This window comes from Nocardia sp. X0981, from assembly GCF_977089955.1.
The window spans coordinates 4118241-4140314 of the sequence record NZ_OZ372435.1 but is presented as its reverse complement, the minus strand read 5'-3'; the positions used below and the strand labels follow the sequence as shown (position 1 = coordinate 4140314).

At 68.2% G+C, this 22074-nt stretch carries 19 protein-coding genes and 3 pseudogenes; 5 read left to right on the top strand and 17 right to left on the bottom strand.

Annotated features, from left to right (window positions below; all coding sequences use genetic code 11):
* Positions 1 to 33: 33 nt before the first annotated feature.
* The gene (locus tag ACYR7D_RS18570; protein WP_033242916.1) at positions 34 to 1029 is read right to left on the bottom strand and encodes an Acg family FMN-binding oxidoreductase; all 996 of its coding nucleotides are present in this window, start codon (positions 1027 to 1029) and stop codon (positions 34 to 36) included.
* Between the two features lie 219 nt (positions 1030 to 1248).
* On the opposite strand from ACYR7D_RS18570, the gene ACYR7D_RS18565 reads away from it, so the two are divergent.
* The 4 genes from ACYR7D_RS18565 to ACYR7D_RS18550 all read left to right on the top strand — a co-directional run bounded on the left by ACYR7D_RS18565 (position 1249) and on the right by ACYR7D_RS18550 (position 6353).
* Positions 1249 to 1803, top strand: coding sequence for a flavodoxin domain-containing protein (locus ACYR7D_RS18565; RefSeq protein ID WP_033242917.1), 555 nt, complete (start codon positions 1249 to 1251; stop codon positions 1801 to 1803).
* Between the two features lie 95 nt (positions 1804 to 1898).
* Positions 1899 to 2804 (top strand): universal stress protein, encoded by a 906-nt coding sequence (locus ACYR7D_RS18560; RefSeq protein ID WP_033243132.1) that lies wholly within the window; start codon positions 1899 to 1901, stop codon positions 2802 to 2804.
* A gap of 14 nt (positions 2805 to 2818) precedes the next feature.
* Positions 2819 to 3733 (top strand): universal stress protein, encoded by a 915-nt coding sequence (locus tag ACYR7D_RS18555; RefSeq protein ID WP_033243133.1) that lies wholly within the window; start codon positions 2819 to 2821, stop codon positions 3731 to 3733.
* A 25-nt stretch (positions 3734 to 3758) separates the two neighbouring features.
* Positions 3759 to 6353 (top strand): cation-translocating P-type ATPase, encoded by a 2595-nt coding sequence (locus ACYR7D_RS18550; RefSeq protein WP_051157974.1) that lies wholly within the window; start codon positions 3759 to 3761, stop codon positions 6351 to 6353.
* A gap of 46 nt (positions 6354 to 6399) precedes the next feature.
* Here ACYR7D_RS18550 and ACYR7D_RS18545 read toward each other — a convergent pair whose 3' ends face one another.
* Positions 6400 to 6981 carry a CBS domain-containing protein gene (locus ACYR7D_RS18545; protein ID WP_033242918.1) on the bottom strand — a complete coding sequence of 194 codons (582 nt, stop codon included), beginning with the start codon at positions 6979 to 6981 and terminating at the stop codon, positions 6400 to 6402.
* A gap of 342 nt (positions 6982 to 7323) precedes the next feature.
* Between ACYR7D_RS18545 and ACYR7D_RS18540 the strand changes: the two genes are divergently transcribed.
* Positions 7324 to 8712 (top strand): wax ester/triacylglycerol synthase domain-containing protein, encoded by a 1389-nt coding sequence (locus tag ACYR7D_RS18540; protein WP_459545799.1) that lies wholly within the window; start codon positions 7324 to 7326, stop codon positions 8710 to 8712.
* A 633-nt stretch (positions 8713 to 9345) separates the two neighbouring features.
* Here the strand turns inward: ACYR7D_RS18540 and ACYR7D_RS18535 are convergent.
* From ACYR7D_RS18535 to ACYR7D_RS18465, 15 genes and pseudogenes are all read right to left on the bottom strand, one after another.
* Positions 9346 to 9660 carry a DUF1918 domain-containing protein gene (locus ACYR7D_RS18535; RefSeq protein WP_063820644.1) on the bottom strand — a complete coding sequence of 105 codons (315 nt, stop codon included), beginning with the start codon at positions 9658 to 9660 and terminating at the stop codon, positions 9346 to 9348.
* A gap of 157 nt (positions 9661 to 9817) precedes the next feature.
* The gene (locus ACYR7D_RS18530) at positions 9818 to 10591 is read right to left on the bottom strand and encodes a hypothetical protein (protein WP_156052241.1); all 774 of its coding nucleotides are present in this window, start codon (positions 10589 to 10591) and stop codon (positions 9818 to 9820) included.
* Positions 10592 to 10978: 387 nt separating this feature from the next.
* Positions 10979 to 11236, bottom strand: a complete 258-nt coding sequence (locus ACYR7D_RS18525) for an acyl carrier protein (protein ID WP_033242920.1) — start codon at positions 11234 to 11236, stop codon at positions 10979 to 10981.
* Between the two features lie 3 nt (positions 11237 to 11239).
* Positions 11240 to 11605, bottom strand: a complete 366-nt coding sequence (locus ACYR7D_RS18520; RefSeq protein WP_459550212.1) for a 2-oxo acid dehydrogenase subunit E2 — start codon at positions 11603 to 11605, stop codon at positions 11240 to 11242.
* Positions 11606 to 11630: 25 nt separating this feature from the next.
* Positions 11631 to 11861: pseudogene (locus ACYR7D_RS18515) on the bottom strand (2-oxo acid dehydrogenase subunit E2); the annotation flags it as partial.
* 158 nt (positions 11862 to 12019) lie between these two features.
* Positions 12020 to 12718, bottom strand: a pseudogene (locus ACYR7D_RS18510) (E3 binding domain-containing protein); the annotation flags it as partial.
* Between the two features lie 16 nt (positions 12719 to 12734).
* Complete coding sequence (locus tag ACYR7D_RS18505; protein ID WP_459545798.1) at positions 12735 to 13712, bottom strand: alpha-ketoacid dehydrogenase subunit beta; 978 nt, start codon at positions 13710 to 13712, stop codon at positions 12735 to 12737.
* Positions 13709 to 14635, bottom strand: a complete 927-nt coding sequence (gene pdhA / locus ACYR7D_RS18500; RefSeq protein ID WP_033243137.1) for a pyruvate dehydrogenase (acetyl-transferring) E1 component subunit alpha — start codon at positions 14633 to 14635, stop codon at positions 13709 to 13711. The genes ACYR7D_RS18505 and pdhA overlap by 4 nt, the downstream gene beginning before the upstream one ends.
* A 68-nt stretch (positions 14636 to 14703) precedes the next feature.
* Positions 14704 to 16521, bottom strand: a pseudogene (gene acsA / locus ACYR7D_RS18495) (acetate--CoA ligase).
* 33 nt (positions 16522 to 16554) lie between these two features.
* Positions 16555 to 17628, bottom strand: coding sequence for a CBS domain-containing protein (locus ACYR7D_RS18490; RefSeq protein ID WP_051157971.1), 1074 nt, complete (start codon positions 17626 to 17628; stop codon positions 16555 to 16557).
* A 55-nt stretch (positions 17629 to 17683) separates the two neighbouring features.
* Entirely contained in the window at positions 17684 to 18655 is a 972-nt protein-coding gene (locus ACYR7D_RS18485; RefSeq protein ID WP_033242922.1) for an Acg family FMN-binding oxidoreductase, read from the bottom strand.
* A 65-nt stretch (positions 18656 to 18720) separates the two neighbouring features.
* Entirely contained in the window at positions 18721 to 19470 is a 750-nt protein-coding gene (locus ACYR7D_RS18480) for an SDR family oxidoreductase (protein ID WP_033242923.1), read from the bottom strand.
* Positions 19471 to 19669: 199 nt separating this feature from the next.
* Complete coding sequence (locus ACYR7D_RS18475) at positions 19670 to 20416, bottom strand: hypothetical protein (RefSeq protein WP_063820643.1); 747 nt, start codon at positions 20414 to 20416, stop codon at positions 19670 to 19672.
* Between the two features lie 77 nt (positions 20417 to 20493).
* Positions 20494 to 21453 (bottom strand): 1-phosphofructokinase family hexose kinase, encoded by a 960-nt coding sequence (locus ACYR7D_RS18470; protein ID WP_459545797.1) that lies wholly within the window; start codon positions 21451 to 21453, stop codon positions 20494 to 20496.
* Positions 21454 to 21552: 99 nt separating this feature from the next.
* Entirely contained in the window at positions 21553 to 21984 is a 432-nt protein-coding gene (locus tag ACYR7D_RS18465) for an Hsp20/alpha crystallin family protein (RefSeq protein WP_033242924.1), read from the bottom strand.
* Positions 21985 to 22074 lie beyond the last annotated feature (90 nt).

Below are 22074 nucleotides of genomic sequence, written 5' to 3'. Positions count from 1 at the left end.
CCCCGGCATTCCCGATTCACGACGGCGTGAAGCTCACCGCGTCGCGGACTCCTCGGTGGTCAGTATCTCGCGCAGCGGAAGCCGAGGTGTCGGTGCCGGCGGCTGGTCTCGGTGCGGTATGGCACCGACACGGACCAGAACTTGGGGCATCCTGCGGCCTCCGATCAGCTGACGGACCACTTCGCGGCTGCGCGCCACTTCGGTCAGGTTCGTCAGCGGGCAGGTGGCATACCCGGCGAGGGTGGATTCGAGCAGCACGGTGGACAGCACCTCGCCACAGCGCACGATCTCCTCGGCAGTGTCTCCCAAGGTCGACAGGACCAGTATCGCGGCATGGTCTTCGGCCTGTTCGAGGGTTCGGCCCGCCTCGTCGGGGGCGGTCGGGAATCGCCTCCCGACCGCAACCTGCTCTTGCTCGCCCGGGGAAACCAGCGCACTTTTCGGGATACCCGCGGCACTGACGACATGGCCGGTCCACCAATGCAACTCGGCGTGGTATCCCGAGTCGTATCGGCGCAAGGACGTGGTCATCTGCGCGGCGTGGGCCAGGTCGGCCCGGCTGTCCTCCGGCAGAACGTCCACCACGGCGTCGTCAGGATCGAATGTGGACCGCAGAATCGTCTCGAAATCGGCCCAGCCTGCGGGCTCCCCGAACGGCAGGCGGTCGGTGTAGCGGCTACCGACCGCTTCCGCACGCGCACGGTCGCCCTCGGTGATGATCGCTGCACGGCGAAAACCGATCGTCGCCAGATGATCACGGTTGTTCGGGTTGGGAAAGCGCGCCACCGACAGCCGCCATCCCGCAGCGGCCATCGCCACCCGCAGATGGTCGAGACCGGCGCCGCAGCTGAGCAGCATCTGCCGGCCGCCGGTATCGGTCGTCGGCAGCATCCGCTCCGGCACCGCATACAAGCTCAATGTCCTACCATCGAATACCCAGCGCCACGGCTGGCTGTTGTGCAGCGACGGAGCCCGCCCCGCGAGATGCACAGCCCGCTCGACCACCGCTCCTGACGGTCCATCGTTCATACCTCTGACGGTAGGAAATCCGCTGCGCCGAGACAGGTGCCATTGGTCCTTGATCCACCTCACCGGGCAATCAGATTACGCGACACCGACCCGGCGACATGCCCCGGCAGAGCCGATATTCGGCGGATCGGGTCTGGGCGGTATCCGGGTCGATGGTCCCCCGGTCCGGGGCCTGATGACCCTGCGCGCAGGCACCGGTGCAGCACCACACTCACTGGTATGACATCGACCATGCGCAGGGTGGCGGTCATCTACGCGACCGAGCAGGGAAGCACCCGCGATATCGCCGAGTTCATCGCCGCTGAGCTGGCCGAACGCGGTGCCCGCGTCGAGATGCACGATATCGACCACGCACCCGCTCCCGGGCAGGTCGACACGGTGATCGTCGGCAGCGCTGTTCACAACATGGATCTGTTACCGGCGGCTGCGGCCTACCTCGAACGCAACCGGGCCGAACTGGCGTCCACCGATGTCCGTCTGTTCACCGTCGGCCTCGGACCGGCGTTGCGCGGCCCCATCGGCCGCCGGGTCGGTCGCATGGTGCCCAAGAAGATCGCCGCGCGTCGAGACGCGGTGCATGCCCGCGACTACCAGGCATTCGCCGGCACCTACGAACGTCAGGGTGTGTCGCTGAAGGCGCGCATCCTCTACCGGCTCATGGGCGGTGGCCGCTACGGCGACCTGCGTGACTGGGCCGCGATCCAAACATGGTCGGCCGGTATCGCCGATTCACTCGGGCTGCCCGCGGCACGAACCCACACCATCCACCCGTGATCGCTTGCCCGGCGATCCCGGCGAGCACCGAACGCCTGGTTGGCCGGCCCGAAGGGCGCGGTTCCTCGCGGTAGGAGCGGAAAGGAGTGCCGTCGATGACCGAGGACCACGGCGACCAGGACACCGCAGCACCGATCGTGGCCGCCGTCGACGGCTCACCGACCTCCTACCGGGCGGCGGCGTGGGCCGGGCTGGAAGCGCACTTGCGGGCCCGCCCGCTGCATCTGCTGCTGTCCACCGCACGGATCCCGGCGCTCGTCCAGGCGAGCCGGCCCGCCGAAGACCTGTACTCGATCGCGGAGGACACCGTCGCCGAAGCCGCCCGCATCGCGCAGGCAGCCGCCGGTCACGACCCCTTGACAGTGAGCACCGAGGTGACATCCGAACTGATCACCCTGGCCCTGCTGGACCGGTCGTGGTCGGCGTGGATGGTCGTGGTCGGCAGCCGCGGCCGCGGCGGCGTGGCACCCACCGTGGTCGGATCGCTGAGCGCTGCGGTGGCCGGGCACGCCCGCTGCCCGGTCGCGGTGATCCGTGATCTCTCCGGCACCGACGCGGTGTCACAATGCCGGCCGGTACTGGTCGGGGTGGACGGGTCTCCGGACAGTGCGACAGCATTGGAGCTCGCCTTCGAGGAAGCGGCGTGCCGTCGAGTAGCGCTCGTCGCGGTCCACGCATGGAGCGATACCAGCGGGATCGACGTGCACACCCATTGGGAACGCGCCCGCGCGGACGAGGAGGACCGCTTCGCTCAGCAGCTTGCCGGCTACGCGCAGCAGTATCCCACCGTCCCGGTCGAGCGAGTTGTCACCTCCGATGCGCCCGCACGCAGCCTGCTCACCGAATGCGAGCGCGCACAACTGGTCGTGGTCGGCAGCCGCGGGCGCGGCGGCTTCGCCTCGATGGTGCTCGGCTCCACCAGTGTGGCCCTGTTGCATGCGGCGGAGTGCCCGCTGATCATCGCACGACATCACCCGCCCGACCCCGCATCGCCTCGGTGACAGAGGAGCAGAGTATGTCCGAATCGGAGCGCGAACCACTCCCGCAGGGTGTGCCTCGGATACTGGTCGGCGCCGACGGGTCCCCCACCTCCTTGCGGGCAGTCGCCTGGGCTGCTATAGAAGCGGGACTGCACCAGTGCGAACTGCACATCCTCACCGCGGTCGGGGTACCGAGCGGATTCGGGCCCGGAGCTGTACTCGGTGACGCCGAACGGCGGGCGATGCGACGCGACGGCGAACACATCACCAGCGAGGCTGCCCACGTGGCGCGCACCGCAGGCACGGACCGCCCACCGGTGTCCGTCACCACCGAGGTGACCGAAGAACTGCCCCCGCATGCGTTGCTCACCCGCTCCGCGCAGGCGCGGATGCTGGTGGTCGGCAGCCGCGGAATGGGCGCGTTTTCCCGCGGCCTGCTCGGGTCGGTCAGTACCACTGTGGCCCGCCACACACACTGCCCGGTCGTGGTCGTGCGTTCGCCCGCCGTCCTCGACGCGGTCACGGTGCGCCAGCCGGTTCTCGTCGGAGTCGACGGCACCGACAACAGTGCCCCCGCCGTCGCGGCGGCCTTCGACGAAGCATCCCGCCGCGAGACAGGGCTGATCGCACTGCACGCGTGGAGCGACACCAGCGGCCTGGAAGTCCCGGTCCGCGGCTGGGATGCCGCCCGCGCCGAAGCCGAAGCCGTACTCGCGGAAAGTCTCGCCGGCTACGCCGAGCAGTTCCCCGACGTCGAGGTCGAACGCATCATCACCGCCGACCGGCCGGTGCGCTCACTGCTCGACGCCTCGGCCGGGACTCAACTGGTTGTGGTCGGCAGCCACGGTCGCGGCGGCTTCACCGGCATGCTGCTGGGCTCCACCAGCAACGCCCTACTACACGCCCTGGACACCCCGCTTCTCATCGTGCGCTCCCGCACCGACGGATGAACCCACACGCCCTGGAGACGGGCCCATGTCACTGAACGAAAGCACCGCCGTCGCGGCCACCACCGGGCTGACCGCTGCGCAGGCAGCGCAACGGCTCTCCGCTGACGGACCCAATATCTTGCCGCAACGCCCACCGACCCGATGGTGGCAGCGCGTGCTCACCCAGTTGCGGGATCCGCTCATCATCGTCCTGCTGATCGCCGCGCTCCTGACGGTCCTCACCGGTGACTGGGCCGATATGACGATCATCCTGACCGTCGTGGTGGTCAACACTGTGGTCGGTGTCGCCCAGGAGATCCGGGCGGACCGTGCGATCGCGGCGCTGTCGGAGCTGACCGCACCCACCGCCCGGGTGCTGCGGGACGGAGTGCAGCGCGAGATTCCGGCGGCCGAGGTGGTCGTCGGAGATCTGCTGGTGCTCGGTGAGGGCGACATCCTGGCCGCCGATGCCACCGCGTGCACCGCTGAATCGCTGGCCGTCGACGAATCGGCGGTCACGGGGGAATCCGTGCCGGTGGACAAGAACCTCACCACAGCATCCGGCCTGTCCGCCGGCACGGTCGTGGTCCGCGGCCGCGGCGCCGCAGTGGTCACCGCGACCGGCGCCGCCAGCGCTACTGGGCAGATCGCCCACCTTCTCGACCGAGGTCACGCCTCCACACCGCTGCAGCGCCGCCTCGCCGGGTTCGGGCGGCTGCTGGCCGCCGTGGTCATCGTCTTGTGCGTCCTCGTTCTGACCTTGGGGCTGTTCCGCGGCCAGCCGGTCGAACTGATGGTGGTCACCGCGATCAGCTTGGCGGTGGCCGCGGTCCCGGAATCGCTGCCGGCCGTGGTGACCCTGAGCCTGGCGCTGGGCGCCCGGCGCATGGCACAACGCGCAGCGCTCATCCGGCACCTGCCCGCGGTGGAAACCCTCGGCTCGGTGACAGTGCTGGCGACCGACAAAACCGGCACCCTGACCGAAGGACGTATGGCGGCCCGCCGGATCTGGACCCCGCACACCCAGGCCTCGGTCACCGGCACCGACTACAGCCCCACCGGTGCCGTGCTCGCCGGTGACCGGCAACTGCGCCCCGACGACCGGCCAGCCCTCACCGAACTCCTCGCGGCAGCCGCCCTGTGTAACGACGCACGCCTGATGCCGGCCGACGACGGTGAGCCCGGAGAATGGGTGGCGCTGGGCGATCCCACGGAACTGGCATTGCTGTCGGCGGCGTTGAAGCTCGGTCTCGACACCGACGAACTGCACACCCGGATGCCACGGGTCGCCGAACGACCATTCGACAGTGACCGCAAACGCATGTCGACAGCCCACCGCGACCCGGCAGGGGGCTACCGCGTCATCTGCAAGGGGGCACCCGAAGCGGTCCTGACCGCACCGGTCCTCGATGACGATCCGCGGCAGCTGAGCCAAGCCGCCGAGCAAGCCGAACGCTGGGCCCGAGACGGTTTCCGCGTGCTCGCCGTGGCCGACGCGCACCGGGCCGACGCCCCGGCCTCGGGCGAGGAAACCATGGAACAGCACCTGCGGTTACTGGGTTTGATCGCCATCTTCGACCCACCCCGGACCGCAGCGGCAGCCACCATCGCCGCCTGCCGCAAGGCCGGGATCCGGCCGGTGCTGATCACCGGCGATCACGCCGGCACAGCCCAGGCGATCGCGACCCGCCTCGGGATCCGCGGCCCCAGCGAGCCGGTGATCGACTGCCGCGCAACCGTTCGCGACGAAGACCTGGTCACCGGCACCGTGTTCGCCCGCGCGACACCCAGCGAGAAGCTGACGATCATCGACGCCTTACACCACGACGGTCACGTCGTGGCCATGACCGGTGACGGTGTCAACGACGGGCCCGCGCTCCAGGACGCCGATATCGGGGTCGCGATGGGCAGCCGCGGCACCGAGGTCGCCCGCCAAGCCGCCGACCTCGTGCTCGCCGACGACAACCTCGACACCGTCATCGTGGCGGTGGAGGAAGGCCGCCGAGTGTATGACAACATCCGCCGATTCCTCGTCTACGGACTCTCCGGCGGAGCGGCCGAGATCGCGGTCATGCTGCTCGGGCCCTTCTTCGGGCTTGCCCTGCCCCTTCTTCCTGCCCAGATCCTGTGGATCAACCTGCTCACCCATGGACTGCCCGGGGTCGCGCTCGGCGGCGAACCCGCCGAACCCGACGCAATGAACCGGCCACCGCGCCCACCCACCGAAACCATCCTCGGCGCCGGGTTGTGGCAGCGGGTGATCCGGATCGGGATCGCGCTGACCGTGGTGACGTTGGGGGTGGCCGTCTGGGCCGACCACACCGGGCGCCCGTGGCAGAGCATGGCGTTTCTGGCCCTCGGGATGACCCAACTCGGCGTGGCACTGGGCTCACGCACACGGGCGCGTTCGCTGGCCAACCCCATGCTCTTGGTGGCCGTGGGTGGCGCGCTCCTGCTGCAGTTCGCGGGTCTGTATCTGCCCTTGCTGCGTGAGCTTCTCGGAACCGAACCCTTGGCCGCCGGTGACCTGCTGATCGTGAGCGCGGTCTCGGTTCTCGGTTATGTGGCCGCCCGCCTGGACCGTATCCTTCATCCACCGAAGCGCCGCACCGCACCGTTCACCACGGTCGCGGATCGTTGAGCCCATACCGACGCAGCCCTCCGCCCCGGGGTTCGCACCCCGGAGGTCATTGATCCGATGGGATCGCCGCGGTATCCACCACATGAACCTCGCCGACACCGGGGATCGTGCGTGTAATCGCCGCCAGCACCCGCTGCTCGGCCTCGTCCGCGCAGATCCCGCGGATCGTGACATCGCAGTCGACGACCTCGACATCCCACTGCCGGTGACTACCCGAATAGTCCTCGAGCAGCGAATACACGCGCGCCTCGAGCGCCTCCTCGTCCCGTGCCAGCGCCCGCAACAGATCCCGGCGGGCCACGATGCCGACCAGCACACCCGCCTCCACCACCGGCACCGACCGCCTGTGGTGATCGAGCATGACCTTCACCATCTCGGGCACCTCCGTGGTCGGCTCGACCACCTGCACCGGGGTCGTCATCGCCACCTCCACGATGCCGGCCTCCCGACCGGATTCGATCGCGGCCATCGCATCGGACTCCGACAGCATGCCCACCACACGCTCTCGCTCGTCGACGACAGGTAGCGCAGCGAAACCATGCCCGGTCAGTAACGCCACAGCGTCGGTCAGTGCCGTGTCTCGCCGGACCGTAATCACCGGTCGGCTGAGGATATCGCGTGCACGCATTCGAGATCACCTCATCGCAGGCTGATCGGTTGAGGACCGCCCGATGCCGTTCGAGGCCTTCGCCGTAGCTGGTCACCACGGGGCACCGGTCTTGTCTCCAGGCTCGTCGCCTGCTATCGCCCCCACCAGTGCGCAAATACCTCATCGCAGGGACCAAAGTCAGTCCGGAACCCGCTGCTGCGCCGCAGTGGTCGGGCACCGGGAGCACACCTGCGGTATCGCGCTCACACGATCGCAGTCCGTGGGCGGTGACCTTCGCCCCTGTCGACCGACTGGATTGCCGAGGCACAGTGAAGACGTCGAGCCCACTCACCCCGCTCAGGTTCAGGAAAGTAGCTGACCATGGGTTCTCGCTCATCCCATATGACCCAATCGGACCTGTTCACCTGGAGCATGGAACAGGACCCGATGCTGCGCTCGACGATCGTGACGATACTGCTGCTGGACGCCGAACCCGACTGGGCGAAACTGGTCCGGATGATCGACCGCGGAACCCGCGTCGTACCACGCTTCCGGCACACCCTGTCGCCGGTGCCACTGAGCCTGGCACCACCACGCTGGAAACCCGACCAGGAATTCGACCTGTTCTGGCATATCCGCCGAGCCACCCTGGCCCGCCCGGCAGATATGGCAGCGGTGCTGGAGTTCGCCCGCACCGAAGCCATGACCGCGTTCGACCCTGCCCGGCCGTTGTGGAAATTCACCCTGTTGACCGGGATGCCCGGCGGCAAATGCGCCGCCGTGCTCACCGTGCACCACAGCCTCACCGACGGCATCGGCGGTATCCAGATCGCCGGAGAAATCCTCGATTTCAGCCGCGAGGGCACAGAACGCGGCCCGATAAAGGTGAGAAACGAACCCGGCACGGGAACCCTCGCCGATATCGTGGCCTGGAACTGGGCCACCGGAACCAGACTTCTCACCGGCAGCATCGCCCGCACGCCGAAACTGATGCGATCCCTGGCCGACCCGATCGGCGCCGTCCGCGGAAGCGCCACACTGGCCACCTCGGTTCTGCGGCTCGCCAGACCCGTCACCAAAACCTTGTCCCCCGTCATGACCGACCGCAGCCTCGGCCGGTACCTGACGGTCCTGCAGTTCCCCTTGAAAGAGCTGTCCGACTCCGCGCTCCGCGTGGAGTGCACCCTCAACGACGCCTTCCTCACCGCGATCGTGCTGGGCCTGCGGGAATACCACGCCCGCTACGACGCCCCGGTCCACCGACTGCGCCTGACGATGCCGATCAGCCTGCGCACACCCGACGACCCGATCGGCGGCAACCGCATCACCCTCGCCAGATTCGCGATCCCCGCCGACACCGACAATGCCCTCAAACAGATGTGGCAGGTGCACACCCTCGTCGAGCGGTGGCGACGCGAACCAGCGATTCCGTTGTCCAACGCGGTGGCCGCTGTGTTCAACCGGATGCCGAGCCGGGTACTCGCGGAAATGCTGAAGCACGTCGACTTCGTCGCCTCCGACGTACCGGGTTCACCGATACCGCTCTACCTCGCCGGCGCCGAAGTCGAACATGTCCATGCCTTCGGTCCCACTCTCGGCACCGCGTTCAACGCCACCCTGCTGTCCCACCTGGGGACCTGCCATATCGGGTTGACCATCGACACCGCGGCCGTCCCCGACATCGCCGATTTCGTCGCGTGTATCGACTCCGGCTTCCGCAAGATCCTCGCGGCCGGCTTGCCGAACAGCAGCCGGGCAATACCACAGTGACCGAGCCCTCCACGTCGCCGGGGAGCTGCACGGCGCAGGGGTCAGGCGAATACCGTGCCGGTGCCGATCGGTGACCATCGACCCCGCGGTGCAGGCGAATGGACCATAGTGCTGCCGCAGCTCGCCCGGAAGACTCGGGTACGAAGCCAGAGCACCTGCGTGAGGCGGGTCCGCACACGCGATGCCCGGCCCATACGGTCGATGACTTCACAGAGAGGAACCGACATGGACTGGCCTACAGCCGCCGTGGTGATCGCAGCGTGATATCGGTCACTATCGTGGTGACAACCATGCTGTCGATCAGGAAACCCTGACAGCCCAACCGTATGCCGACCACCTGAACCTTCCGGTCGGCGACGCCACCGGTGATGGTTGAGACGGCGGAACGGACATCGCTGATCGGTCAATCGTGACCGCTGATGGGCGACGCTGATCTGGCACCGGCGAACCCCGACGCCACCTACGAGCATGTCCGGCTGCGGGGGATCTACTGCCCGACCCGCATCCACTAATCGGGTACCATCTGGTGTGGCTATCGGAGGTACTGCGAGCCATCGGACGCAAGCTTCACCGGCCGTCGCCTCGTACGCACTCGAGCCGACACGATGCCGGGTGCAAAGCCCTATATCGGGTTCACCGACCGACGGCGCCGGAGGTCACCGCTTCAGCCACGCCGGTCCACGGCGACGCAGCGGGCTCCTCGGGTTCGTGGCCTCCGAAGAGGAAGTGACGCGCCGCCAGCCGCTGGCTCGCGTGCAGATCCTCACTGGTGACCACGTGCGCATCCGGTCCGGGGAAGATCAGAGCCCGCCGCCCGGTATCGATCCAGTGGACCAGATACGGCGGGCCACCGTCGCGCCCATGTACTTCCTCGATGAGCCCGCGTTGTATACCGCCGCCCACTGATCCGCATTCGATGACCAGCCAGTCCCCGACCTGCGCTCGCATCGGATCGGTCCTTTCTCGTGTCCACCGAATAAGCTGCTACGGAAATCCACAATTCCTGGCCCCCGGCTGCTTGCCCAGTGCCGGCGGTCCCCACCCGCGGCGACTTTCGCCCCGGGCTCATGGTCTGCATGTCGCAGGCGAACGAGCCGAGCGAATATCAGCGGTCTGCAGCGGGCGCATCAGAGCTCGGCTGCAGCCGAGGATTTCCGGGTATGTGCAGCAGGGCAAATGCCCGGACGAGATCCACCACTGCCCGTCCTGCGGGATAGCCCGCACCGATGCGGCCTCGCGTTGCTGTTCTCCCGGCGTGGACGAGAGTGTCCGAGGGGGCACCCGCTGAGCGGGGTATGACGGGGTGGAGGTGTGCCTCGGCAAGAACGTGAAGCAGGTACACGCCGGTGATCACAGCAACCACCGCGCCCCGCAGCAGCACTGCCGCCACCACCGAGATCGTCGCCGCGGTGACGGTCATCGCCGCGCTGACCCGTACCGGTTGCGCGACGGCTACGAAGACGGTTGCGCCCATGATCCACGCTACGGCGTTGGCCCATATCCACAACACGGCTTGGTCCGACCACCGCCGCAGGACGAACCATTGGCCGACCCCGAGCGCGAACGTCACGGACACGATCCCCGCGGCTACGAGCGGAACCTGGCCGACGGCGGGCAGGTTTCCCACTCGTTCCCCATGAACGACGACCAGCGCGAGTACCGCCCACTCCACCACGGCAGCCACTGCCGAAACAGCAGTCCATTTGCGGACAGGGAACGAACTCAGCCAGCGGCGGAGAACAACAGCCTGCGCGCCGGCCAGCACGACTGCGCCCACTGCCCCGGCCGGCACCATCATCGCCGCCGGCTTCCACGGGGCGACCACCATCGAGAAGGTGGCCACGGGAACCGCCCATGCTGCGGCCGCTCCCACGGTCACCAGGGCCACCCACCGTCGCCGCAGCTCGCCGGCCGAGCCTCTGAAGCCGATACCGGACCGGGCAGGAGACGGGGTGCCATCTGCGGGGGGTCGCCGGTCACGGGTGCGTGGAGGATCGTTGCGCCGCTCGCCTGCATCCATACGTCGTCCCGGGGTCGTGGTGAACTGTGACGATCCCGATACTTCGCCTGTCGGTGGTATTCGGCACAGAAACCAACGTCACCGACACGATTGCCGAACGGAACCGGATCGTGGTGACCACACGGTCACAGTCGGGACTTTGGTCCTCCCTGCCTCCTGGCATGCTTCTTTCCTGGGTTGCAGGGGCGGGCATCGGGCGCCGTAGCCGGCAGTGGTAGCTGCCGGTAGCCGCTGGGAAACCAGCTTCTATCGGCGGTCGGTGAGGAAATCGGCGCAGGAATCAATGGTTGCCAGACTCGGGTAATCGTCCTCGTCGATTCGGCGGCCGCTGCCGGCGGAGAGCCGTTCGACGAAGGTGAGGAAGTCGATCGAGTCGAGTTCGAGCGTGCTACGCAACGACTGGTGTTCGTCGAGGCCGGTGATTTCGTCCTGGGTGGCGAAGCCTTGCAGGGATCGGCGCACCAGGGCGAGTGCTTCGGCTCGTGAGGTGATTCCAGCGGTCATGATCTACAACTCCTCCGGATGCTGTAGGTAGTCGGTGATGCAATGCAGGAACCGTGCACCCACGGCGCCGTCGCTGGCTCGGTGGTCCGCGGACAAGGTTGCGGTCACCTGCGGGCGGACCCCGACCAGGCCGGCCACCGCGCAGGGCCGTTCGGTCACCGCACCGAATCCGATGATCGCGACCTGCGGGACCGGGATCACACCGAACACCGCGTCCGCTCCGAGATCGCCGAGGTTGGTCACTGTGATGGTGGCCTGCGTGGTGTCGCGGGAACGTAATCGGCTGCTGCGGGTCCGGGCGACCAGCCCGCGCATGGCCTGCATCATCTGCGTGGGCGAGAGCCGGTCGGCGTCGGGGATGGTGGGCACCAGGATTCCGCCCCCCGCGCAGCGACACCACCGTGCCCAGATGGACATCCGACGCCGGCTGGAATCGGTCGTCGCTCCAGAATCCGTTGAGTTCGGGAACGGCGCGCGCTGCCCGGGCCACAGCGCACAGCAGCAGCGCCGAGACCACGATTCGTTCGGATACCGGTGCTTGTTCGTTGATGCGGCGCAGCGCGCGGGTGGCCTCCTCCATATCGACGACGCTCGACAGATGTAGTGGGGCACAGTGCGTTTCGATCGCGTCATCGCCGCGGCGATCAGCTGCCGGGCGGCGGTGGGATCGTGCGGTGGATTCTGTGCGGTCTTCCCGGCGTCGTCGGCGATGGCCGACGGTATCTGTGGTTGTCCGGTAACGGGTTCCGGCGCCCGACCACCGGTGGGGAGGTCGCGGGCGCGTACCGCGCCGTCCGGGCCGGACCCGGTGACCCCGGCAAGCTCGACCCCCGACGCATGTGCCACGCGGCGCGCGTACCCCGATGCGGGCCCGGTATACGGTTTCGCCACGCTGACCCCGGTAGCGCGCGTGGGGGCGGTGGCGCGGTCGGTGGGCGCCGGGCCGGGGCCGCCGTTGGGGGGGCTCGGTGGATGTGATGAGGCGCCGGTCTTGGCGCGTTCGATGTCGGCTCGCATGACCCGCCCACCGGGGCCGCTGCCGGGGACGGCAGCGATGTCGATCCCTGCCTCGGCAGCGAGCTTCCTGATCAGGGGTGTGGCGCGGTGATCGCGCTCGGACCCATCACTGCGCGGCGGGGCGGCCGGGTGGGCGGTTGGTCCTTGTGCGGCCGTTGGCGGCAGAGGGGCCGTTCCGAAGCCGTCGGTCGGTGCCGGCTCGGCATCACCATGCGCCGGTGGTGAGGTGTCTGGGGCGGGTTCTGCCGTGGTAGCGATGGTCGCCAGGGGTGTTCCGACGGCAACCGTGGCGCCTTCTGTCACGAGGATTTCTGTGAGGACGCCGTCGTCGAAGCTTTCCACCTCGATGGCTGCTTTCGTGGTGTCGATCTCGGCGACGATGTCTCCGGTGTGCACCCTCTGGCCGGGGCGCACGAACCAGTGCAGCACCGTTCCTTCGACCATATCCGCACCCAGGGAAGGCATCCGGAATTCGGCCATCTCACCTCACCACCGCGTGCACGGCCTCGACCACGGCCGCCGGTGAGGGCAGGGCCGCTTCCTCGAGCTGGCGGGCGTAGGGGATCGGCACGTCGGCGGTGCATACCCGGCGGATCGGGGCGTCGAGCTCGTAGTAGGCGTGTTCGGCAGTCGCCGCGGCGATTTCGGCGGCGATCGCGACCCGGCCCCAGCCTTCGTCCACGATCACCAGCCGGTGTGTGCGTGCCACCGAGCCCACGATTGTGTCCGTGTCGAGCGGTCGTAGTGTGCGCAGGTCGATGACTTCGGCGGCAATATCGGTGTCGGCGAGCCGGTCGGCGGCGGCCAGCGCGGTGCGCAGGGTGCCTCCGTAGGCGACGATGGTGACGTCGCTGCCCGGGCGGGCGGTCGCGGCGGTGTCGATACCGATATCGGTGATGGTGTCCGGTTCGGGGAGTTCGCCGCTGCTGTTGTACAGCGCGATCGGTTCGAAGATCACGACGGGGTCCGGGTCCTGCAGGGCCGGCCACAGCATGGCCCGGGCGTCGGTCATCGTCGCCGGTGACAGGACGCGCAGTCCGGGGAGGTGGGCGTAGAAGGCTTCGAGGCTGTGGGAATGCTGTGCCGCGAGTTGACGTCCGGCGCCGGTGGCCATGCGGATGACCAGCGGCACACCGATCTGCCCACCCGACATATGCCGCAGCGTGGCGGCGTTGTTGAGGATCTGGTCCAGGGCGAGCAGGCTGAAGTTTCCGGTCATGATCTCCACGATTGGGCGCATCCCCGCGATTGCGGCACCGATACCCGCGCCGACGAACGCGGATTCGCTCAACGGGGTGTCGCGGATGCGGCGCGGACCGTAGGCGTCGAGCAGGCCGCGGCTGACGCCGAAGCAGCCGCCGTAGGCGCCCACGTCCTCGCCCATCAGGAACACCCGCTCGTCGCGGTCCAGGGCCTCACGCAGCGCCTCGGTCAATGCCTGCCAGTAGGTGGTGGTCATGTCCGCTCCGCATACACGTGGCGGGTCAGGTCGGTGACGGGTTCTTCGGGGGCGTTTTCGGCGGCGGTGATCGCCGCATCTATTTCGGCGTCGATCGCGGACTGCAACTCCGCATACCGGTGGTCGTCGATGAGCTCGGCAGCGCGTAGCTGTGCGGTCAGGCGCGGGATGGGGTCGCGGGCTTTCCACTGGTCGATCTCGGCCTTGTCGCGGTAGCGGTCGGCGTCGTAGAGCGAATGCGCCCGGAAGCGGTAGGTGCGACATTCCAGGAAGCAGGGTCCTGCGCCACCGCGGATCATCTGTATCGCCCGTCGCGACGCCGCCGCTACCGCCTCGGCGTCCATTCCGTCCACCGGCCACGCCGCCATGCCGTAACCGGCGGCACGGAGGGCGAGGTCGGTGTTGGCGTGTTCGCGGCGCAGCGCGGTGCCCATGGCGTATTGATTGTTTTCGCATGCGAAGAGCAGCGGCAAGTGCCACAGTGCTGCCAGGTTCGCGCACTCGGGGAATTCGCCCTCGGCGAACGCGCCGTCGCCGAACAGGCATACGGTGACGCGCGGCGCGCCGGCCATGGCGTCGGCCAAGGCGATCCCGACCGCAAGCGGCAGTCCGCCGGCGACGATGGCGTTGCCGCCGTAGAAGCGTCGCCCGGCGTCGAACAGGTGCATGGAGCCGCCGCGGCCGCCGCTGCAGCCGGTGGTGCGGCCGAACATTTCCGCCATCACCGCCGTCATCGGTATGCCGCGCGCCAGTGCGTGTCCGTGCTCGCGGTAGGCCGACACCACTGCGTCGTCGGTGTCGAGTTCGCCGAGCAGGCCCGCGGCGACGGCCTCCTCCCCGATGTAGAGATGCAGGAAACCGCGGATCTTTTCGGCGCTGTAGAGCTGGACGCAGCGTTCTTCGAAACTGCGGATTCGTAGCATCTGCTGCAGTAATCCGAGCCCGTACGCAGGGTCGGTGTGGTCGAGGTCGGCCGGGTGTTCGGTGATGGTCACGGCAGCGCCTCCAAGGTCGATACGTCGCCTTCGGGGAGTCCGAGTTCGCGGGCGCGCAGTAACCGCCGCATCACCTTGCCGCTGCGCGTATGCGGGAGAGTGTCGACGAACTCGACCTCTTTGGCGGCGACCGCGCCGAGGGCGCGGCGGCCGAAAGCGATCAGCTCGTCGTGCAAGGCCTCGGTCGGTGTATAGCCGGGGCGCAGCAGCACGAACGCCTTCACCAGTTGCCCGGCCAGGGGGTCGGGGACCCCGATGACGCCGGCTTCGGCGACGGCCGGGTGCGCCATCAACGCGCTTTCCACTTCGAACGGCCCGACCAGATGTCCCGCGGACTTGATCACGTCGTCGGCGCGGCCGACGAACCAGTAGTAGCCGTCGGCGTCGCGGCGGGCCAGGTCACCGGACAGATACCAGGGCCCGGCGAACGATTTCTCATAGCGTTGCGGCTGCTGCCAGTACTCGCGGAACATCGACGGCCAGCCGGTGCGCAGCGCCAGCTCACCGATCTCGTCGACATTGGCCTGGACGACGTCCCCATCGACCAGGGTGCGGCCGTCGGGTCCGCGGCGCAGGATCGTGGCGTGCACGCCCGGCAGCGGGCGCCCCATGGAACCCGGCCGGACCTGTTCGGCCGCGAGATTGGCGATCATGATCGCGCCGGTCTCGGTCTGCCACCAGTTGTCGTGCACAGGACGGCCGAATGCGCGTTGCCCCCACACGACGACTTCGGGATTGAGTGGCTCACCGACGCTGGCGATGAAACGCAGCCGCGACAGATCGGTACCGCGCGGCAGCGCGTCGCCCTAGCGCATCAGCATGCGCAAGGCGGTGGGCGCGGTGTACCAGACGGTGACCTGCTCCGCGGTCAGGATGTCATACCAGCGGCGGGTGTCGAATTCGGCCTCGTCGCTGATCAATGTGGCGCCCAGGCTCAACGGCGCGATCACACCGTAGGACATCCCGGTGACCCAGCCGGGGTCGGCGGTGCACCAGAACACGTCCCCGCCCCGCAGGTCCAGGGCATAACGTGCGGTCACTCGATGCGCCAGAACCGCATTGTGCACATGCACGGCACCTTTCGGTGTTCCTGTGGTGCCGCTGGTGAAATGCAGCAGCGCCGTCTCCTGGGGATCGGTGCGGACGATGGTGTAGTCGGGTGAGGCGGCGGCCATGGCCGCCTGGAGGTCGACGACACCGTCGTCGCACCCCTGCCCGGTGTCGTTGTCGGTGTCGGCGATCAGAACATGGCGCAGTGCAGGCAGTTCCCGCCGGATCGGTGCGACTTTGCGCCGGTAGTGGGCGCGTGTGGTGACGAGTACTTCGGCGCCGGCGAGGGCCATGCGCTGGCGCACGGGTTCGGGGCCGAAGGCGGAGAACAACGGTGAGACGATGCAACCGGCCTTCCAGGTTCCGAGAGCAGCGATGTACAGCTGCGGGCTGCGTCCGAGCAGGGTGCATACGCGCGTGCCGCGCCTGACGCCGAGCGTGTCCAGGACACCGGCGAATCGATTGCTCGATGCCGCCAGATCCGCATAGGTCAGGGTGACCCGCCCGCCGGTGGCGCGTAGCCAATGCAGCGCCGGCGCGGCGGCCCGGGGTGTGTTCAGGTGACGGTCAACGGCTTCGTGGGCGATGTTGACCGCGCCGCCGGGCAGCGTGGACAGTTCGCCGGCGGCGCTGTCCCAGTCGAATTCCGTGCAGGCACGACGGTAGTCGGTGAGATTGGCCTGCCCACGCAGGGCGGCCGGCTTGTCGATGGGCGGCCAGCGGGTGGGCGCAGGCGCTGCGCTGCTGTGATGTACCGAGTTCATACCATCCTCCGTGACCGGCCAGGCAAGCCCGGGTTATCGGCGGTTGCTGTCTGTCGCCGGTGTGCTGTACCGGTGTTTCACCAAGGCCCCGGCCGCGGCGCGTGGGAGACGCCGGGCGATATCGGCTTCGGAAACGATCCCGACCGGGCGACCGTGGGCGAGAACCGGTACCCGGCGCAGCCGGTGTCCGCGCATGACGGCCACCACGTCGTCGATATGCTGGTCGGCCTGCGCCGTGACCACGGTGCGGGTAGCGACGACATCGACCGTCGTGGCTTGCGCATCGAGTCCGTCGGCCACACAGCGCAGCACCAGATCGCGATCAGTGACGATTCCGGTGACAGTCCCCGCGGTATCGACGACGAGCAGTGTCCCGACGTCGTCGGCGCGCATCCGGGCTGCGGCCGCAGCCACCGATTTCTCGCCGTCGATGCTGTGCACTCCGGCGTGCATCAGGGCGCGAGCGGTATCGGCGATCAGCAGATTGCGCACCTCGACGACGCCGTCCACCGCGGCGACCAAGGAACCGATGAGACCGATCATGGCCGCCTCGACCGCGCCCCTGAGGGTGACGACGCCGGCATGCACCTCGACCGTCACCGCGGCCGCCGGCAGCCACAACGCACGGCGTAACACGTCGTCCTCGATCAGCTGCGCCAACTCCTCGTCCGGGCGTAGATACACTGCGAGGACATCTCTGCGGCTGACGATCCCGACCATGTCGCCGCCGGAGTCGATGACCGGTGCGCAGCGGAGGTCGTGGCGGGCCAAGGTCGCCGCGGCCGCCGATACACGAGCATCGGACATGACCGTGATCACCAGTGCGGTCATCAACTGGGCGGCGGTGAGCGCTTCGCTTTTGCGTGCGAATGCCTTCTTCCACAGCACGGCCCACACGGTGCCCGTGATCGGGCCGCCGAGGCGGGACTGCCTGGCGAGCAGGTCGGCCTCGGTCACCATTCCCACGCACCGATGGCGGGCATCGAGGACAGGTACGCCGCTGATTCCGTGCCGGGCCAGTAGTTGCACGATCTGATGGAACGGTGTGTCCACGCCGACGCTGACCACATCTCGGGTCATCACGTCGGCCACCGTTGTGTGCCTCATCGCGCGGATCCTCTCTGGCGTCCGGGTGCGCCGATGCGGCCCGGTGCGGGCGGTGTCACAGCGGCTTGACCATGTGGGTGAGGGCCCGGCGCGGGGTGACCGGGACCGAGGGCGCGCGGGTGGAGGCCCATCCGACGCGGATGACGATCTGCGGGTAGCTGTTTGCGTGCAGGACATCGGCGCCCACCTGTTGCCGGGTGTCACCGATTTCGAACGGTTCGGACAACGGGCAGGTCGCAAGACCCAGCTCGGTGGCCGAAAGCAGTACGGCGCTGGTGGCCTCTCCGGCTTGCAGCCGCGGCAGCCGGTCATCGGTGCGGGTGTGCACCAGCAGCAAGTGCGCACCGTCGATCGTGTCGTCGACCACCTGTTGCATGGTGGGCCCGCGGAATTCGCGGGTGAGCGGGTCGGTGGCCACGACCGCGTTGCGGGCGGGAACACCGTCGGCGGTGGCGTAATGCCCGCTCCACCGCGACAGTTCGGCGCGGTAACCGTCATCGTGGTGATGCCGGTCGGCCGCGCGAGTGAACGCCTCACGCAATACGCTGCGCTGCCGCTCCTCGGTCACATCCAGGGCGTCGGCCCCTTCGTCGGTGGCAGCAGCGAGCAACGTGGCGATATGGCCGGGTGACACCTGCCATGAGGTGACCCGCCGGCGGTCGGTGTGACGGCGGTTGATGGCGCGCGCCAATTGCAGTACATCGGAATCCGGTGTGGCCCGGACGAACTCGATCGACGCCAGATGCTGCGGGTCGTCGGGATTGGGCAACCTGTGCACGATGGTGCGCCAACCGAGCGAATGCGCGGCGATGCGGAAGTGATGCAGCACCGCGCCGCAGCTGAGCAGCAGATCCCGGGAGTCGGGGTCGGTGAAGGGCAGGTGCCTGCTGGTGTCGGCGTACAGGTGGACCGTGCTGCCGCCCAGGCGCCACAGCCAGGGTTGGCTGTTGTGCACCGACGGCGCCCGGCTGGCCAGCGCCAGCGCCGAGTGGACGGTTTCGGGGCCGGGTACGCTGCTACCGGTCATCGTGGGGGTTTCCTTCCGGTGGGATCGAGTTCGTACCGCAGCCCGCGGCTCGGGCGGGGTCGGGTTCAGGAGACGTCGGCCAGATCCAGTGTCTGGCCGGCCGTGGCGCCGCCGTCGCAGACGAATTCCGAGCCGGTGGAAAACGTTGCCTCGGTGACCAGGAACCGCACCATGGCCGCGACCTCGTCGGGTTCGCCGAAACGGGGCAGCGGTTGATGGGCGGCGGTGGATTCGGGCAGCGCGGCGGTCATCGGGGTGTGGATCGGTCCGGGGTGCACCGAGCACACCCGCACACCGCCGGGTCCGAGTTCGAGCGCCGCGGCTTTGGTGAGCCCGCGCAGCCCCCACTTGCTGGCCACGTAGCCGCCGACTCCCGCGTATCCGATGAGACCGGCGGTCGAGGAGATATTGACGATCACCCCGCCCCCGGCGGCGCGTATCGCGGGCGCACACACGTGCATACCCAGCCACGAACCGTAGAGATTGACATCCACGACATGTCGGAACATGGCGGGCGACTCGGCCTCCACACCGGCGAAATCGACGATGCCGGCATTGTTGATCAATACTGCCAGGGGACCGTAGGTGGCCTCGGCGTCGCTGAGCACCTGCCGCCACTGCGTCTCGTCGGTGACATCGAGTTTGCGGAAGATCGCAGCCTCGCCCATCCGGTCGGCGAGTTCGCTGCCCTCCTGCTCGAGGATGTCGGCGGCCACGACACCGAGATCTTCCTTGGCGAGTGACCGGACCACGGCAGCGCCGATACCGCGTGCGCCGCCGGTGACGATTGCACTGCGACCCGAGAACGTATCCATGTCGGCTACCTCCCTCGCAGGGACCATTGCAGTTCCAAGCCTCGTCCCGCGCACGACTGTGTGGACACGGGCGAAAGTCACTTCTTCGCCGTTCCTACGACCCCGCCGGCTTTCCGTTGTTCTGCGCGGCCCTCGCTGTGTGGCGCGTGGGCAGGACGGTGGACGGCGCAATCCTGGCCTGCATTGAGGACCATGGGACTCAGTGGGGTATCGGCGCGGCACGATCCGCGATCTGCTCGGGCCGGGTTGTCACGGCCGTGGCCGGCACTGCGGGCTCGGCGCTGCCTGCGGTGGTTCGGACCCGCTGCGCCAGGTTGTGGAACTGACGTGCCTGCATGATCAAGTGAGCGGGTTCCCCGAACAACCAGTCGAACACCGCGGTAACGGCACGGGGCCCGTCCCGGCCGACGGTGCGCACAACCAGCCGGGTCTCGTTTCCGGGCAGTTCGCGCAGGTGAAAGCCCCACACTCCGCGGGCGAAGGCGCGTGGGTCGGGTTCGGCCGGGTCCAGCGGCCGACCGCTGGGCAGTGCGTAATCACTGCGCAGCACCAATGTCGAGGGATACTCGGCCAGAGCGACGGTGAAGTAGACGGTGCCGTCGACGGTTGCATAGACCCGATCACCGGGACGCAGATCCTGCCACTGTTCGATGATCTCGGAGGCGCTGGCCCGGCCGTCGTTGTCCAGCTGGTCCCAGCTGTACCAGCCGGCTCGGTCCGCGCCCATCTGCACCAACCATGGCCAGACCGCGGCGGGCGGCCCGGGAAGGGTCGTCGCCATGGTCGACCGTGAACAGGGGCGGTTGATCAGATCGTCGCCGGGATAGGTTGCCGCCAACTCGTCGTCGGTCGCGCCCCAGCGCAGCATGCGCCTTCGCAGCAGCAGCGCCGCTGCGGCGCCGGCGGTGGCGGTCGCGGCGGATATCGACAAGACCGAGGAACGCATTGAGACTCCTTTTACGAAATGGGTTGTCCTTGGATGCCGCGGCGGTCGATGTCGCTGTCGTGCACGGCGGCCGGTGGTCAATCCGCGCTGCGCGACAGCGGTGCCGGTGTCGCGGTGCGCGCATCGAGGAGGTTGGCGATGACGTCGGGGTGGCCGGGGTTGGTGCCGTGGGTCACCAGCGAGGCCGATGCTGCGGCGATCCCCAGTTCCATCGCGTCCATGGTGTCGAGCCCGCGGGCGAACCCCACGGTCAGGCCCGCAACCATCGCATCGCCGGCGCCGGTGGCGTTGGCGACCGCGACCGGTGTCGCCGGTACCGTGTCCCACCGGTCCCGGCCGACCACGAGTGCGCCGTCGGGACCGAGCGATACCACCACGAGCTCGCTGACACCACCGGTGATCAGTTCCCGTGCCGCGGTGATCCGGCTGTCCCTGTCGGGGAGAGGGTGTCCGACGTAGTGGGCGAGTTCGCGTGCGCTCGGCTTCACCAGATACGCGCCGTGGCGCATCTGTCGCAGTGCCTCACCGGAGGTGTCGAGTATGAACCGGCTGCCTGCCCGCGCCACCCGGGTGGCCAGCGCTTGATAGAAGTTGCTGGGCACACCGGGCGGGAGGCTTCCGCTGGCCACCACGTACCGGGCAGAGCGTGCGGCGTCGATCGCGGTGTCCAGGCAGCGGCTCCACTCGGGCGGGGTCAACGTCGGGCCGGGCAGAACGAACCGGAACTGCTGGCCGGATTCGTTGTCGGTGACCGAGAAGCTTTCCCGCGTCGACCCGTCGATCGAAATGATTCGACACGGTACTGCGGCACCTTCCAGCAGGTCTTCCAACACTGTTCCGGTGGAGCCGCCGACGGGCAGCACCGCCAGCACCTGCTCACCGAGCGCGAGCACCGTTCGGGCGACGTTGATACCGCCGCCGCCCGGATCCATTCGCGGCTGCGCACAACGCATCTTCTCCGTCGCGGTAACACGGCCGGTGGAGGTCGACAGGTCGATCGTCGGATTCATCGTCACCGTGACAATGGGCGCCACCATCGCCTCCTGAACACCTGGGTGCCCCGCGCCGGGGATGCCGGGAACCGCGGGGCTGGCTCGTGTCGGGTTCCCGGCTGTTCATCTGAGCGGCGGGCGCGCCTACTCGCCCTGCTTCACCTGGACCTTCTTTGCTTCGCTGGTCGGTTCGGAGACCGGCACCGACACCGTCAGGATGCCTTTCGCATAGCCGGCTTCGATCGCGTCCTCGTCTGCGCCCTGAGGCAGGGTGACGGTGCGGACGAAGGAGCCGTAGCTGAATTCCGACCGGCCTTTCTCCTCATGCTTTTCCGAGCGTTCGGCCTTGATGGTCAATTGGCCGTCTCGTACGGAGACCTCCACGTCCTTGTCCGGGTCCACGCCCGGGATCTCGGCACGGACCACGTAATGGCCGTCATCGACGGTGTCCTCGACGCGTAACAGGTGGGTGCCGAACATCGATGCCAGGCCCGCGGCCGGAGCCAGTGAGTTCCAGACGTCGGTGAAGTCAGGCAGTAACGAATGCTGTTGGCGGTGTGCAGGGATGAGGCTCATTACTCCTCCTGGTCGATGGTTGTCGGGTGACACTGTTCGATTCCACGCCGCCACGACATTCGCGTATAGGGACAGCGGTCACCTCTGGCA